10 protein-coding genes and 1 pseudogene are annotated in these 15345 nt (G+C 72.8%); 10 read left to right on the top strand and 1 reads right to left on the bottom strand.

Annotated elements, in window-relative coordinates:
* Positions 1–24: 24 nt before the first annotated feature.
* The 10 genes and pseudogenes from SCA03_RS33230 (at position 25) to SCA03_RS33185 (ending at position 14337) form a co-directional block, all read left to right on the top strand.
* Positions 25–6567 (top strand): non-ribosomal peptide synthetase, encoded by a 6543-nt coding sequence (locus SCA03_RS33230; protein WP_141275838.1) that lies wholly within the window; start codon positions 25–27, stop codon positions 6565–6567.
* 53 nt (positions 6568–6620) lie between these two features.
* Entirely contained in the window at positions 6621–7118 is a 498-nt protein-coding gene (locus SCA03_RS33225) for a DUF2975 domain-containing protein (protein ID WP_030891799.1), read from the top strand.
* Positions 7118–7324, top strand: a pseudogene (locus tag SCA03_RS33220) (helix-turn-helix domain-containing protein); the annotation flags it as partial. The gene SCA03_RS33225 and the pseudogene SCA03_RS33220, both read left to right, overlap by 1 nt.
* A 499-nt stretch (positions 7325–7823) precedes the next feature.
* Positions 7824–9029, top strand: a complete 1206-nt coding sequence (locus tag SCA03_RS33215) for an ATP-binding protein (protein ID WP_030891793.1) — start codon at positions 7824–7826, stop codon at positions 9027–9029.
* Complete coding sequence (locus SCA03_RS33210) at positions 9026–9868, top strand: roadblock/LC7 domain-containing protein (RefSeq protein WP_230989080.1); 843 nt, start codon at positions 9026–9028, stop codon at positions 9866–9868. The genes SCA03_RS33215 and SCA03_RS33210 overlap by 4 nt, the downstream gene beginning before the upstream one ends.
* Positions 9865–10260, top strand: coding sequence for a DUF742 domain-containing protein (locus SCA03_RS33205; RefSeq protein ID WP_030891786.1), 396 nt, complete (start codon positions 9865–9867; stop codon positions 10258–10260). The genes SCA03_RS33210 and SCA03_RS33205 overlap by 4 nt, the downstream gene beginning before the upstream one ends.
* 2 nt (positions 10261–10262) lie before the next feature.
* Entirely contained in the window at positions 10263–10823 is a 561-nt protein-coding gene (locus SCA03_RS33200) for a GTP-binding protein (protein WP_030891784.1), read from the top strand.
* Positions 10824–10832: 9 nt separating this feature from the next.
* Positions 10833–12188, top strand: coding sequence for a cytochrome P450 family protein (locus tag SCA03_RS33195; RefSeq protein WP_086815208.1), 1356 nt, complete (start codon positions 10833–10835; stop codon positions 12186–12188).
* An 86-nt stretch (positions 12189–12274) separates the two neighbouring features.
* Complete coding sequence (locus SCA03_RS33190) at positions 12275–13525, top strand: cytochrome P450 (protein WP_086815207.1); 1251 nt, start codon at positions 12275–12277, stop codon at positions 13523–13525.
* Positions 13522–14337: an enoyl-CoA hydratase/isomerase family protein gene (locus tag SCA03_RS33185; RefSeq protein WP_230989079.1), complete on the top strand. Its 816-nt coding sequence runs from the start codon at positions 13522–13524 to the stop codon at positions 14335–14337. Before SCA03_RS33190 ends, SCA03_RS33185 begins: the two co-directional genes overlap by 4 nt.
* Before the next feature lie 78 nt (positions 14338–14415).
* Here the strand turns inward: SCA03_RS33185 and SCA03_RS33180 are convergent, their stop codons facing one another.
* On the bottom strand, positions 14416–14841 hold the full coding sequence (locus SCA03_RS33180) for a hypothetical protein (RefSeq protein ID WP_141275837.1): 426 nt from the start codon (positions 14839–14841) through the stop codon (positions 14416–14418).
* Positions 14842–15345: the final 504 nt, after the last annotated feature.

Genomic DNA, 15345 nt, shown 5'->3' with positions numbered 1-15345 from the left:
CTCGCCGCCCGGCACGGGCTGTCCGTGACCGGGACCAGCGGTCGGCTCGCCACCAACTATCCCGTGACGCTCAGCGCCTACACCGGGCGCCATCTGGTGGCCATGGGCGGCAGCGCGGCCGATCTCGCGCTGAAGCTCACCTACCGGCCCGAGCTGTTCGACGCCGCGACGATCGAACGGCTCGGTGACCATCTCGCCCGGCTGCTGGCGGCCGTCGCCGACGATCCGGAGTGCCCGCTGTCCCGGCTGCCCGGCCCGGCCGCCGCGGAGGACGAGGCCGCCGCCGAGGGCACCACCGACGGCGAGGCCCCCGGCGCCGCGTGGGCGCACGGGCGCACCACCGAGCCCGGCACCTCGTTCCTCGACCTGTTCGCCGCGCGCGTCGCCGAGCGGCCCGGCGCACCGGCCGTGCTGCGCGGCGACCGAGCCCTCGGATACGCCGAACTGGACGCGCGCGCCGACCGGTTGGCCGCGCTGCTCGCCGCGCGCGGAGCGGGTGTCGAGACCCGGGTCGGGGTGTGCATGACGCGCTCGCCCGACATGGTCGTGGCCGTCCTCGCGGTCCTCAAGTGCGGTGCGGCGTATGTGCCGCTGGACCCGGACTACCCCGCCGACCGGCTCCGGCACATGGCCGCCGACTCCGGCACCGCGCTGGTGCTCACCGAGCGGGCGCTGACCGGCCGGCTGCCGTTCCCCGACGGGGTCGAGCTGCTGCTCGCCGACGAGGAGCCGGGGGAGACGGGCCCGGCGCCGCGGGTCTCCCCGCCGCCGGAGGCCGCCGCCTACGTCATCTACACCTCGGGCTCGACGGGCCGCCCCAAGGGCGTCGTCGTGCCGCACGAGGCCATGGCCTCGCTGGTGCGGTGGGCCGTCTCGCTCGGCGAGGACACCTTCGCGCGGGTGTGCTTCTCCACCTCGCTCAACTTCGACGTGTCCGTGTTCGAGCTGTTCGGCGCGCTCGCGGCAGGCGGCACCGTCGAGGTGGTCCGCGACGTCCTGGAACCGGCCGAGCGGCGGGACGGCTGGCACGGCAGCCTGCTCTCGGCGGTGCCGTCGGCGCTGGCCGCCGTCCTCGCCGAGGACGGCCCGGGCGGCGCCGCGATCGGCGCCGACCATGTGGTGCTGGCCGGCGAGGGCTTCCCCACCGCGCTGCACGACCGGATCCGGGCACTGCTGCCGCAGGCGACGATCGCCAACATCTACGGGCCCACCGAGGCCACCGTCTACTCCACCGGCTGGTTCTCCGACCGGGAGGAGCCGCCCGCCGCGGGCTCCGTGCCCATCGGCCGGCCCGTCGCCGGGAAGACGCTGCGGGTGCTCGACGCGTGGCTGCGCCCGGTGCCCGCCGGGGTGTGGGGCGAGCTGTACATCGGCGGGCAGGGCATCGCCCGCGGCTATCTGCACCGGCCGGGGCTGACGGCGGAGCGCTTCGTCGCCGATCCGCTGGCGCCCGCCGGGCGGCTCTACCGCACGGGCGACGTGGTGCGCCGGCGCGCCGACGGCGTACTGGAGTACGCGGGCCGCAGCGACGACCAGGTGAAGATCCGCGGCTTCCGGGTCGAACTCGCCGAGATCGAGGCCGCGTTGACGGCGCTGCCCGAGGTCGCGCAGGCCGCCGTCGTCGCCCGCGAGGACCACCCGGGCGTCAAGCGGCTGGCCGGCTACCTCGTACCGTCCGCCGGGGCGCGGCCGGACACCGGCGCGGTCGGCGAACGGCTCGCCGCGACGCTGCCCGCCCACATGGTCCCGGCCACGCTGACCGTGCTGGAGGCGCTGCCGCTGAACGCCAACGGCAAGCTGGACCGCCGTGCCCTGCCCGCCCCGGACCGGTCGGCGGCCGGGCAGCCGGGCGGAACGCCGTACGAGCCGCCGCGCACCGCGGACGAACGGCTGGTCGCCGACGCGTTCGCCGCCGTCCTCGGTCTGGAACGCGCCGGTGCGCACGACGAGTTCTTCGCGCTGGGCGGCGACTCGATCCTGAGCATCAAGGTGGTGTCCCGGCTGCGCCGGGCCGGAGCCGAGGTGACCGTACGGGAACTGTTCGACCATCCCACGCCCGCCGGGCTGGCCCCGCTGCTGCGCCGCGGCACACCCGGGCGGGAGACCGCCGCCATCCGGCCCGTGCCCCGCGAGGGCGCGCTGCCGCTGTCGTCCGCGCAGCAGCGCATGTGGTTCGCCGCCGAGAGCGACACCGGCAGCACCGAGTACAACGCCGGCCGCGTCGCCCGGCTGCGCGGCCCCCTGGACGTGGCCGCGCTGGGCGCGGCGCTCACCGCGCTCGTCGCCCGGCACGAGTCGCTGCGCACCACGTTCGACACCGTCGACGGGCAGGGCGTGCAGCGCGTCCACCCGCCCGCGCCCGTCCGGCTGCACACCGTCGAGGCGGACGGGCGCGACGAGGAGGCGCTGGACACGCTCGTCCACGATCTGCTCGCCGAGCCCTTCGACCTGCGTACCGGGCCGCTGCTGCGCCCCACCCTGGTGCGGGTGGCCGACGACGATCATCTGCTGGTGCTGTCGCTGCACCACATCGTCATGGACGGCTGGTCGCTCGGCGTCATCCAGCGCGAACTGGGCGCCCTGTACGCGGGCCGGGAGCTGCCCGAACCGGTCCTCCAGTACGCGGACTACGCGGCCTGGCAGCGCGCACGGCTCACCCCCGAGGCGCTGGCCGACGGCCTCGGCTACTGGCGGGCCCAGCTGGCCGACGCGCCCGTGCTCGATCTGCCCACCGACCGGCCCCGCCCCGCCGAACGCACCACCAGCGGCGCCGCGTTGCAGACGAGCGTCCCCGCCGCGCTCGCCGCACGCTTCGCCCGGATGTGCCAGGAGCAGGGCGTCACCCTGTTCATGGGCCTGACCGCGGCGGCGCAGCTGCTGCTGGCCCGGTGGAGCGGGCAGCGGGACATCGTCGTCGGCACGGTCACCTCCGGGCGGGAGCGCCCCGAACTCGACGGCATGATCGGGTTCTTCATCAACACGCTGGCGCTGCGCACCCACGTCGACGAGAACGCCACGACGGCCGAGCTGCTCGCCCGGGTCCGCACCACGGTGCTGGACGGTTTCGCGCACGCCGAGGTGCCCTTCGACCGGGTCGTCGACGCGGTCGTCACCGAGCGCGACCCCAGCCGCAGCCCGCTGGTGCAGGTCGCCGTCAGCCACGAGAAGCTCGCCGGCACCGCCGACTCCTGGCACACCCCGAGCTGGCGGGATCACCCGCTGACGTCCCGCACGGCGCAGTTCGATCTGACGCTGGACTTCGGCGAGGCCGACGGCGCCCTCTTCAGCAACCTCGTCTACAACACCGACCTGTTCGACGCGGCCACCGTCGAGCGGCTCTCCCGCCATCTGCTGGGCATCCTCGACGCCATGGCCGCCGACCCGGACCGGCCGCTGTGGCGGATGCCGCGGATGAGCACCGCCGAACTCGACGGCCTGCTGGAGCTGTCCACCGGCGCCGAGGGGCCCGCCGGCACCGTGCTCACCGACACCTTCGCCGAGCAGGTGGCCCGCACCCCGGACGCCGTCGCGCTGGTGTGCGAGGACCGGCGGCTCACCTACCGCGAGCTGGACGGCCGCGCCAACCGGCTCGCGCACGCGCTGCGCGCCCGCGGCGTCGGGCCGGAGGTCCGGGTCGGGGTGTGCCTGCCGCGCGGCATCGACCCGATCGCCGTGCTGCTCGCGGTGTTCAAGGCCGGCGGCGTCTTTGTGCCGCTCGACCCGGACTACCCCGCCGAGCGGCTCGCCTACATGACCGAGGACGCCGGTCCCGCGCTGCTCGTCGCGGACGAGGCCACCCGCGAGGCGCTGCCGTCCACCGGGGTGCCCGTCGTCCTCCTCGACGCGCTGGAGGAGACGGCCCCCGCGTGCGCGACCGGGCCCGAGACGCGGCTGACGCCGCAGAACGCGGCGTACGTCTTCTACACCTCCGGCTCCACCGGCCGCCCCAAGGGCATCGTCATCCCGCACGCGGGCGTGCTGCGCGTGGCCCGCGACCCGCGCCTGGAGTTCACCGCCGACGACGTCGTCAGCCAGACGGCGACGCTGTCCTTCGACGCCAGCGCCCTGGAGATCTGGAGCGCCTTCACCAACGGCGCCACCCTCGTGGTCTCCACCGCGCGCTTCCTGTCCGTGGAGGAGCTGGGGACGCTGGTGCGCACCCACGGCGTCACCGTGCTGTGGTCCACCACGGGCCTCTTCCACGAGATCGTGGACGCCGACGCCCGGATGCTGCGCGGCCTGCGCGCGGTGATGACCGGCGGCGACGTGCTCTCGCCCCGGCACTTCCGCACCGTCGAACGGGAGGCGCCCGGCGTCCGGTTGATCGCCGCCTACGGGCCCACCGAGACGACGATCTTCGCCACCGTGCACCGGGTCGACGGCTCCCCGCACCGGGCCACCGTGCCCATCGGCACCCCGCTCGGCCGGACCCGTGCCTACGTCCTCGACGACTGGCTGCGGCCCGTGCCCGTCGGCACCGCCGGCGAGCTGTATCTCGCCGGCGAGTGCGTCACCCGCGGCTACGCGGGCCGGCCCGGCCTGACCGCCGGCCGGTTCGTGGCCAGCCCGTTCGGTGACGGCCGGATGTACCGCACCGGTGACGTGGTGCGCTGGCTGCCGGACGGTCTGCTCGACTTCGTCGGCCGCGCCGACAACCAGGTGAAGATCCGCGGCTTCCGTATCGAACTCGGCGAGGTCGAGATCGCCCTGTCCGCGCACCCGGATGTCGCCCAGGCCGTCGTCCTCGCCCGGGAGATCCGCCCCGGCGTCAAACGGCTGGTGGCCTACGCGGCCGGCGACGGGCTCGACCAGGCGGCGCTGCGCGCACACGCCGCGGCGACGCTGCCCGACTACATGATCCCGACCGCGTTCGTCGTCCTGGACGCGCTGCCGCTCAACGCCAACGGGAAGGTCGACCGCAAGGCGCTGCCCGAGCCGGACACCGAACAGCGCGCCACCGGGGACGCGCACACCCCGCCGCGCACCCCGCGCGAGCGGACGCTGGCGACGGCCTGGGCGGAGGTGCTCGGCCTGGAGCGGGTCGGCGTGCACGACAACTTCTTCGAGCTGGGCGGCGATTCGATCCTGAGCATCCAGGTCGTCTCCCGGCTGCGCGAGGCCGGGTTCACCGTCTCGCCGAAGAACCTGTTCGCCGCGCCGACCGTCGCACAGCTCGCCGAACTCGTCGGCGAACCGGACGACGGGCCTAAGGCCGCGGCACCCGCCGCGACCGCCGAGGCGCCCGTCACCGGCGAGGTGCCCCTCACCCCCATCCAGCGCTGGTTCTTCGACAGCTTCACCGCGCCGGAGAACCTGGTGATGAGCACCTATGTCGAACTGGGCTCCCCGGACGTGGACACGGCCGCGCTGCGCACCGCGTTCGCCGCGCTGCTGCGCCACCACGACGCGCTGCGCACCCGGTTCCACACTGAGGACGGCGCCGTCCGCGCCCACATCCCGGCGCCCGACGGCACCCCGCCCGAGGTGGCCCACCTCGACCTGGGGTCGGAGCCCGACCCGGAGGCCGCCGAGCAGCGGCTCCTCGACGCGACCCGCGCCGGACTCGACCCGGCCGCCGGCCCGCTGCTGAAGGCCGCCGTGCTCACCCACCCCGACGGCAGGGCCGCGCGGCTGTTCGTCGCCGTGCACCACCTCGTCGTCGATGGCGTCTCCTGGCGGATCCTCCTCGACGATCTGGCCACCGCCTACGGGCAGGCGGCGCGGGGCGAGGAGCCCGACCTCGGGGCCCGCACCACCTCCTTCCGCGACTGGGCGAGCGGCCTCGTCGCGCACGCCGGATCGGGCGCGCTCGACGGGGAGATCGCCTACTGGGACGGGGTGTTCCGTGGCCCGGAGGAGCAGGAGGGCACGGCCGGTGCGGCGGCGGGGCTGCCCGTCGACCTCGACGGCGGAAACCTCGACAGCAACCAGGCCGTGGCCCGCGCCGAGCTGGACGAGGAGACCACCCGGCTGCTGCTCCAGGAGGTGCCCGGCCGCTACCGCACCCAGATCAACGACGTGCTGCTGTCCGCGCTGGGCCGCACCCTCACCGACTGGTCCGGCGGCGACGGCGTCCTGGTGAACCTGGAGGGCCACGGGCGCGAGGAGATCCTCGACGGCGTCGATCTCTCCCGCACCGTCGGCTGGTTCACCACCCAGTTCCCGGTGCGGCTCGCCGCCCCCGGCACCCGCCGCTGGCGCCCGGTGATCAACCAGGTCAAGCGGCAGCTGCGCGCGGTGCCGCAACGCGGCATCGGCTACGGCCTGCTGCGGTGGGTGCGGGGTGCGCTGCGGCCCGCGCCGGAACCGCCCGTCAGCTTCAACTATCTGGGTCAGTACGACGCTTCGGACCGCGGTGACGGCTTCTACGGCGCGCCCGTGCCGTACACGCCGGAGCACCGGGCGGCCACCGGGCGGCGGCACCATCTGCTCGACGTCGTGGCGATCGTCTCCGAGGGACGCCTGGCCGTCCAGGTCCTCTACGCAACCGACACCTACCGTCCCGAAACCGTTCACGGAATCCTCGACGGCTTCCTCGACGCGCTCAAGGAGATCGCCACGTCCTGAGCCCGCACCCGGCACCGATTGATTTTCGATAGATGGCTATCGATAATCGATGTATGCACCGTGTTCTCACGGCCGTGCTCCGTGCCGGCATCGCCGCTGCCCTCGCCGTCGGCCTCTTCGGCCAGATCGTCGTCATCCCGACGACGGCGGCCGACGAGGCCGACGTCTTCCCGCCCTACGCGCCCTACGTCGTCCCCTATGCGACGGTCGCGATCCTCGGCGTCCTCTGCGTCCAGGTGGCGCTCGTCGCCGTGTGGCAGCTGCTCGCCATGGTCGAGCGCGACGCCCTGTTCAGCCCGCGCGCCTTCCGCTGGGTCGACACCGTCATCGGCGCCGCCGCCGTCGCCACCCTGCTGGCCCTGGGTGTGAGCGGGCACCTCGCGGTGGCGGAGATCCCCTCGCCCGACGACGGGATGGACGTCCTCGGCGCCCTGGTCACCGCGTCCGGATGTGCCGTCGTCGGCGCCGCGTTCGTGATGCTGACCCTCGTCATGCGGGGTCTGCTGCGCAAGGCGACCGACCTGGAGACCGAGATGGCCCAGGTCGTCTGATGGCGATCGTCGTCGACCTCGATGTCCAACTCGCCCGGCACGGGCTGTCCGTCGGCGCGTTCGCCGCCGCCGTCGGGATCACCCCGGCCAACATCGCCGTGCTCAAGAACGGCCGTGCGAAGGCCATTCGGTTCACCACGCTCGACGCCATCTGCCGCATCCTGGACTGCCAGCCGGGCGACATCCTCCGCTGGGTCCCGGACGACCCGCGGGCCCCGGACGGCAGCGCGGGTCCCGGTCACCCCGGCGGCCCCGGCAGCCCCGGCGGTCCCGGCGGCACCAACGGCGGTCGCGGCGGCACCGCCTGACGGAACGGTACCGGGTGCGAGGCACACTCCTCGATGGGGCACCATGGACGCCTTCCGGCCAGAAACGCACAGGGAGAGGTCGTTCGGTGACACCTGACGACGTCATATGTGTCTGGCTTGACCATGTCCGAAAAGGAGTCGGCCTGCCGATGGACGGAAGGCGAACTGTCGCACGTCAGGGCGTGTTTCGCCATGTGAACTGACGTCGAGTCAGGTTATATGCCCGACGCCGGGCGGTGATACAGTCCCGGCACCTGCGCCCTCCTCGACTCGATTCGGGCGCCGCGTGGAAGCCCCTCTGTCCTCCGCAAAGCGTGGTGTGCCGCGGAACGGCTGCGCAGTGGGGTTCACGGGGGTGTACGTCGCCGTCTGCATGCCGCGCGCTGGGAAAGGTTCGATGAATCAAGACGTACTTGTGTGGTGCCTGGTCGCGGTGGCTGTCATAGCCGTCGCCGCAGTGGCAGTCCTCTCCATACGAAGCAGAGCCGTTGAGGCCAAGAAACAGCACAACGAGGCCGTTCTCACCGCGAGACTGGGCGAGGCGGAGGGCCGGCTCAGAGACGTCTCCGCTGAGCTGCACCGCCGTCAGGCCGAACAGCAGGTCACCATCCGTGCCGCCGAGGAGGCGGCGGAGGACAGCACCAAGGCGGTGCTCAAGGGCGCCGCGCGCTTCCTCCAGAGCCTCGCCGCCGAGCAGATGGTGCTCCTGGAGGAGGTCCAGCGGAAGTACGGCGGACACCCCGTTCTCGCCGACCTCATGGAGGTCAACCACGCCAACGCGCAGATGGCGCGGCGCGCCCACGGCATCGCCGTGATGTGCGGCGCCCCGCTGGGCCGCCGCACCAAGGCCGCGAGCGTCTACGACGTCGTGCGCAACGCGCAGGGCCAGATCCGCAACTTCCGCCGGGTGCAGATCATGCAGCAGACCGGCTTCGCGCTGAAGGCGTCCGCCGTCTCCCCCGTGGCGCACGCCGTCGCGGAACTCCTCGACAACGCCGCCAGCTTCTCCCAGCAGGACGCACCGATCGAGGTGACGTTCCAGCGGGTCCAGAAGAACCTGTGCATCGTCATCGACGACGCCGGCGTCGGCATGAACGACGAGGACCGGCAGAACGCCACCGCGCTGCTCTCCGGCACCGTCCAGCCGCGGCTGTCCGAGCTGGGCACACAGCCGAAGTTCGGCTTCCCCGTCGTCGGCAGGATCGCCGCGCAGTACGGGTTCCGGGTCGACGTCACCGGTGTGTCCCGCTACGGCGGTGTACGGGCGGTCGTGCTCCTCCCGGAGGAGCTGTGGACGGAGGAGGAGATCACGGCACCGGCGACGCAGGCACAGGCGCAGGCACCCAGGATGAGCGCGGTCCGCGACACGGACGACACCTACGAACTCCCGCGCGGCAGGGACCGCACCGTCAGCGGCCTGCCGAAGAGGGGCGCGCGCCAGCGCCGCGACACGGCCGCGCCCGTCCGCGAGGCGGGTGCGCCCCCGGCCAGGCCCGCCGCGGTCGAGCGCAACTCGGGACGGAGTCTGGGCGCCTTGCAGCGCGGCACCCTCTCGGGCCGCAACCTTGACTCGACGCCGTCCGAAGGGCCCGAGGACTCATGACCACAGACCTGTCATGGATGCTGGAGGACATCGTCCAGAACGTGCCCAAGGCGCGGCACGCGGTCCTGCTCTCCGCCGACGGCATCTCCCGCGGTGCCACCCAGGGGCTGGGAGCGGACGACGTGCGGACGATATCCGCGGCGATGGCGGGCATGCAGTCGCTCAGCCGTGCCATCGCGCACTTCGCCGGGCCAGGAGAGGACAGGCAATGGAACCAGACGATCATCGAGTTCGACCACGGCTGGATCTTCCTCATCGGGGCGGGCCAGGGCGCTTACCTCGCGGCTGCGGCTGAACTCGACGTCGACATGCAGCAGATCTCCTTCCGGATGCACCGGCTGGTGGCCCGGCTCGGCACCAACATGACGTCGCCGCCCCGCGTCCAGGCCGATCCGCTGGCCGGCGGCGCCGACCGCCACTACGGGCAACAGGCCCCCGGCGGCACCGAGTTCGTCCTCCCGGAGCTGGACGAGGCGGTCCGCTCGGTGGCGGGCGCACGCCACGCCGTGCTCCTCGGCGCGGACGGCCTGCCCCGCGGCGCGACCACGGGCATGAGCCGGGATCTGGCCGACACCATCTCGGCGGCCATGACCGGCATCCACTCCTACAGCCGCGCCACCGCACAGTTCGCGGGCGCGCTGGAGGACGTCCACTGGCGGCAGACCGTCATCGAGTTCCAGCACGGCTGGATCTTCCTGATCGAGGTCACGGGCGGCTCGTTCCTCGCCGCCGCCGCCGACCATGATGCCGACATCGAAGAGCTCACCGTCCGCCTCCACAGGGTGGTCCCGAGCCTCGGTGGCGGCGGCGCAGACGCAGGACGGGGAGAGGGAACATGAGTGACGAGCCGGAGCCCGAGCCCGAGGCCGAGTTGGAGCTGACCGCGCCGCTCGTCCCGTTCTTCGTGGTCACGGGGGGACGGTCGCTGCCCCCGGCCCACGAGTACGAACGCACGACGCTCGTCTCGGCGAAGCGGGACGCCGCGGCCGAGGCGCGCACCCTGTCACCCGAGGCCCGTGAAGTGATGCGCCTCGTCGCCGACGGCTTCCTGTCCGTGGCCGAGGTCGCCGGGCACACCGGCCTCCCCCTGGGGGTCGTGCGCATCCTGCTCGCGGAGCTGGCCGACGAGGACCTCGTCCTGGCCAGGAAGCCCATCCCACCCGCCGAACGCCCGGACAAGGAACTACTCCACGCCGTGCTGGATGGCCTCAAGACCCGATTCGGAGCGTGACCATGTACCTGGATCCGAACGTCACCACTGCGGTGAAGATCCTCGTCGTGGGGCACTTCGGCGTCGGCAAGACCACCTGCATCGGAAGCATCTCCGAGATCGAGCCGCTGCGCACCGAGGAAGAGATAACCGAGGCGAGCGTCAACTACGACGACCTCTCCGGTACCCCGGACAAGACCACCACGACCGTGGCGATGGACTTCGGCCGGCTCACCCTCAGCGACCAGGTGGTCCTCTACCTCTTCGGCACGCCCGGCCAGGAGCGCTTCAAGGAGATGTGGGAGGACCTCACCCGGGGCGCCCTGGGGGCCCTGGTGCTCGTCGACCCGGAGCGGCTCGACGAGTCCTTCGCCGTGCTCGACCTCGTCGAGCGGTTCGGTCTGACGTACACCGTCGGCGTCAACCGGTTCCAGGGCACCACCGACTACCCGCTGGAGGAGGTGCGTGAGGCGTTGGCGCTGTCCGACGAGACCCCCGTGGTCCCGTGCGACGTGCGGGACGAGAAGGCAGCGGCCCAAGCGCTCATCACGCTCGTCAACCACCTCCTCTCCCTACTGTCCTAGGAAATACACATGCACCACCCCGACATACAGGGGACCCCGTCCCGGTGCCCCGTCTCCGGCAACGTGGAGCTCTACGGCAAGGGCTTCGGCGCCGACCCCGAGGCGCACTACGCCTACCTCCGCTCGCTCGGTCCGAGCGCCCCGGTCGACATCGCGCCGGGCGTCGAGGTCGAGTTGATCACCAGCTATGACGCCGCGCTCGCGATCCTGCACGACACCGCCACCTTCGTCCGCGACTCCCGGCGCTGGAACGCGCTGAACGAGGGCCGGGTCCCCGAGGACAGCCCGGCCCTGCCCATGATGGGCTACCGCCCCAACGCGCTCTTCAGCGACGGCGCCGCGCACGCCCGGCTGCGCCAGGCGGTGACCGACAGCCTCGCCGCCGTCGACGAGCTCCAACTGGTCCGCCAGACCAAGCAGTCGGCCGAGTACCTGATCAGCCAGTTCAGCTCCGACCGCGGCGGCCGGGCCGAACTGATGGCCGAGTACGCCAATCAGCTGCCCCTGCTGGTCTTCAGCGACCTCTTCGGCTGCCCGCCGGAGATCGGTGACCGCGTCATCGTCGGCATCACCGGCATCTTCGACGGCACCCCCGATGCCGACCAGGTCCTCGCCGAGGCGCTCTCGGAACTGATCGCGCTCAAGCACCGGCGCCCGGGCCCCGACGTCACCACGCGGCTGATGCAGCACTCGGCGCAGCTGACCGACGAGGAGGTGCTGCACCAGCTCGTCACGCTGCTCTCGGGCGGTACCACGCCGCTCGCCGCCGCCATCGGGACCAGCAGCGCGCTGATCCTCGACGAGAGCTGGCAGCCCGGGCTGCCCGTCGAGTCCGCCGTCTCGCAGGCGCTGTGGAACTACGCGCCGATCGCCAACTACGCGACGCACTACCCGACCCGGGACGTCGAGCTGGGCGAGCGGATCATCAAGGCGAACGACCCGGTCGTCATCTCCTTCGCCGCGGCCAACACCGACCCGCGGATCGCCCAGCACAACGAACAGCTCGGCTCCAAGGCGCACATCGCCTTCGGCGCGGGCCCGCACGCCTGCCCGGCCAAGGACCCGGCCTTCCTCGTCGCGGTCACCGCGGTCGAGTGCCTGCTCAACCAGCTGCCGGACGTCGAGGTGTGCACCCCGTTCGACGCGCTGGAGTGGGCGCCCACCCCGTGGAGCCGGACGCTGGCCACGCTGCCCGTCAGCTTCACGCCGTCGATCCCCGATATCGGTGGCGGGGCGGCCGAACAGCGCCCGTCGGCGCCGGTGCCCGAGCAGGTGCCGATGCCCGCGCAGCGGCAGGAGACCGGCAAGGCGGAGAAGAAGGGAGGGCTCTTCAGCCGGTTCCTGGCATGGACCAGGGGCGAGTGACAGAGCAAAGAAATTATTTCGATCGCATGTGCCAGACGTGGATGGGGTACGCATGACGGCTGATGACAGAGAGGGGCCGCTCAGCCATGGGTACCGGGACGGTTCAGTCCTCCGACAGACGGGCCACCGTCTCCCTCTTCTCCCGTCTCCGGACGGCCAGGGGTCAGTCCGACCCCTTCCCGGTCTACGAGGAGTTGAGGTCCAGGGGCCGTGTCGCCCCCGCCCCCTGGGGAGGCCATCTCGTCATGGGCTTCGACCTCTGCGACCGGCTGCTGCGCAGCCGGGAGTGGGCCGAGCCCGACCAGCGGTGGCGGGCCCGGCAGGGCCGCAGCAGCCGCTGGAACACCCCCTCCGTACGGGAGATGGGGCACACTCTCCCGGCGCTCAACCCGCCCGAGCACACCCGGGTGCGCCGAGCGGCCGGTTCGTTCGACCGTGGATCCATCCAGCAGATGAGCGGGCATGTGACCACGACGACGATCCGGCTGCTCGACGCGCTCGCCGAGCAACTGCGTGACGGTGAGGCCGATTTCAACGCGGTGGTGAGCGAGGAGCTGCCGGTCGCCGTCATCGGCGGCTGGCTCGGCATACCGAGCGCGGACTGGCCCCGCCTCCGCGAGCTCACCCACGACCAGGTGTTCGCCCAGGAGCTGCTGCCCTCGGCGAGCCAGCTGGCGCTCTCCGACGCGGCGACGCGTGAACTGCGCGCGTACTTCATGGACCTGGTGCGTGAGCGCCGTGCCCGCCCGGGCGACGACCCGGTCTCCCGCTGGATCGCGACCTGGGACGCGATCGAACCCGACCGGGAGAAGGCCGACGCCGGTGTCTACTACCTCGCGCTGTTCGTCCTGCTGGCCGCGTTGGAGACCACGACGTCGATGCTGTCGATGGCGGTGCTCGCGCTGCTGGACCGCCCGTGGTGGTGGGACGCGCTCGCGGCCGACCCCGAACTGGTGCCCGCCTTCGTCGAGGAGTCGCTGCGCTGGGACCCGCCGACGCACGTCATCACCCGTGTCGCCACCCGCGACGGCGAGCTGGACGGCGCCGCCTACCGCGCCGGCGAAACGGTTCACCTGATGGTGGGAGCCGTGGGCCGCGACCCCGAACGCCACCGCGACGCCGAGCAGTTCGACCCGCACCGCAGCGCACCCGGACACCTCGCCTTCAGCGGCGGTATCCACTACTGCCTCGGGGCGCCCGTCGCACGCCTGGAGGCCCAGACACTCCTGCGTGAACTGGTACGGCGGCTGCCCCGCCTCACCCTCGTACGCCGCCCCCGGTGGGCACCCCGTATCGCCTTCCGCCGCCTACTCGACCTGGACGTCGCCCCCGCATGACCGAGATGACCCGTACGACCGAGAGCACGGACACGACCGGGGTGCCGGTGCTCCCCGCGCCCCTCGCCGACGCCGTCGTCGTCGAGCGCGACGGCGCGGCCCTGCACGTCCGCCTCAACCCGGCGCAGCAGGGCGACGTGCTCGGCACGGCGGCCCTCGACGGCCTCCTCGCCGTTCTCGACGGCCTGCACGCGTGCCCGGGGGTGCGTGTGCTCGTCCTCTCCAGCACGGGCGCGGACTTCAGCCTCGGCGCCGACCGCACCGAGTACGAGGAGGCCCTCGCGGCCGACGCCACCGGCGCCGCCACGCGCCGCGCCGTCGACCAGGCGCACCGGGTGTGCCAGGCGCTGGAGACGACCCATGTCGTCAGCGTCGCCCGGCTGCACGGCAGGGTCGTCGGCGCCGGGCTCGGCCTCGCCGCCTACTGCGATCTGCGGGTCGGTGCGGACGACTGCCGCTTCCGTATGCCCGAGGTGGCCCTGGGGCTGCCTCCGGCGTGGGGCGGCGCCATGGGGCGGCTGGTGTCCGAGGCCGGTGTGGCACGCATCCGGGAACTCTTCCTCACCTGCACGGAGTTCGACGCACAGACCGCCCACCGGATCGGGCTCCTGCACAAGATCGCCCCGCCGGACCAGCTGGACGCCGAGGTGGCCCGGGTGACCCGCCCGCTGCTGCGGCGCGACCCGGCCGCCCTCGCGCTGACCCGCCGCATGCTGGCCGGCTACTCCCGGGCCGACAGGGCCGCCGACGTCTCCCTCCTGGACTCCCACATCCTGACCGCGCACCTCCAGCAGATGCGCGGCCGGGAGTAGTCCGGGCGCCCGGCTCCCGGCGCGGCGGGCACCGGGCGAGGGACGTGGCACACCGGGCCGCCCGGTGTGCCGCCGGGCTCACACCCGGTGGCAGGTGACCTTCAGACCGCGGTAGGGGAAGCTCACCGTGTCGTCCTTCCAGCGGACGCTCCACGGTGACAGCCGCGGGTCCTCGCCCTCACCGAACTTCAGCCCCAGCGACTCCTCGACGGTTCCGGGCAGCCCGTCCGCGGTGTAGGGGCCGTCGTCGCCCCGCACATGCAGCGTGCCGCCGCTGAGCTTCCACGTCCCCGAGTGCGGCTCGCCGTCGTCGCCCCGGCCGACCTCGTACGTCCCGTCACCGATCTCCACGCTCGCCGAGACCGTCCTGGCGCCGTCGGAGACCGAGCAGTCCCAGGTGCCCACGGCCGCGTCCGTGAGCGACTCCTCGGCCGCACAGGCCACGGTCACCAGCGCCACCGGCACGGCCGCCGCTGCCGCCGCCCACTTCACCCCACGCCTCATCGGCGGTTCGCCCCCCTGGTGTTCGAGATCGTGCGACGAGGGTAGTCGGCCGCGTCCGGCCGCCGGGCGCCGGGGCGGGCGCCCCGCAGCGACCGGGGGCGTTCCGGCGGCGGCCGCGGAGAGGGCGCCGCGGCGGAGAAGAGGAGCGCGGCCTTTTCCGGGGAATCCGGCGGGCCGGTGGAACCCGGGAACGGGCCAACGGGCCTGCTACCTGCGCCATTTGGTTGTGCCTTCAGTTCATTGAGTCACCCGGTAACGGGTGGTTTTCTCTGGGGTTTGAGTGGGCTTGTTCTCTCTACTGGAGGTGTGTCGCGGTGTCTGTTCCGGGGCGGGGCCGTGTTGTCGACGAGTGGACCGGAACCGTCGGGGGGTTCGGGAACATGACGCTGCTGGATGTTTTCGGTGAGTGGGTCGCGGCGTCGCCGCGTGCGGTGGCGGTGGTGTGCGGCGAGGAGCGGGTGTCGTACGCGGAGCTGGAGGTACGGGCGGGTGCGCTCGCGGGGG

The sequence above is a fragment of the Streptomyces cacaoi genome (genome assembly GCF_006539165.1).
Taxonomy (GTDB): Bacteria; Actinomycetota; Actinomycetes; order Streptomycetales; family Streptomycetaceae; genus Streptomyces; species Streptomyces cacaoi.
The sequence above is the reverse complement of the archived record's forward strand: the minus strand, read 5'-3'. Positions and strand labels throughout refer to the sequence as shown.

Bases quoted from the DNA above. Each gene is read 5' to 3' on its own strand.
- SCA03_RS33225 (WP_030891799.1), top strand. From the start codon at position 6,621: ATGCACCGTGTTCTCACGGCCGTGCTCCGTGCCGGCATCGCCGCTGCC.
- SCA03_RS33215 (WP_030891793.1), top strand. From the start codon at position 7,824: ATGAATCAAGACGTACTTGTGTGGTGCCTGGTCGCGGTGGCTGTCATA.
- SCA03_RS33210 (WP_230989080.1), top strand. From the start codon at position 9,026: ATGACCACAGACCTGTCATGGATGCTGGAGGACATCGTCCAGAACGTG.
- SCA03_RS33205 (WP_030891786.1), top strand. From the start codon at position 9,865: ATGAGTGACGAGCCGGAGCCCGAGCCCGAGGCCGAGTTGGAGCTGACC.
- SCA03_RS33200 (WP_030891784.1), top strand. From the start codon at position 10,263: ATGTACCTGGATCCGAACGTCACCACTGCGGTGAAGATCCTCGTCGTG.
- SCA03_RS33195 (WP_086815208.1), top strand. From the start codon at position 10,833: ATGCACCACCCCGACATACAGGGGACCCCGTCCCGGTGCCCCGTCTCC.
- SCA03_RS33190 (WP_086815207.1), top strand. From the start codon at position 12,275: ATGGGTACCGGGACGGTTCAGTCCTCCGACAGACGGGCCACCGTCTCC.
- SCA03_RS33185 (WP_230989079.1), top strand. From the start codon at position 13,522: ATGACCGAGATGACCCGTACGACCGAGAGCACGGACACGACCGGGGTG.
- SCA03_RS33180 (WP_141275837.1), bottom strand. From the start codon at position 14,841: ATGAGGCGTGGGGTGAAGTGGGCGGCGGCAGCGGCGGCCGTGCCGGTG.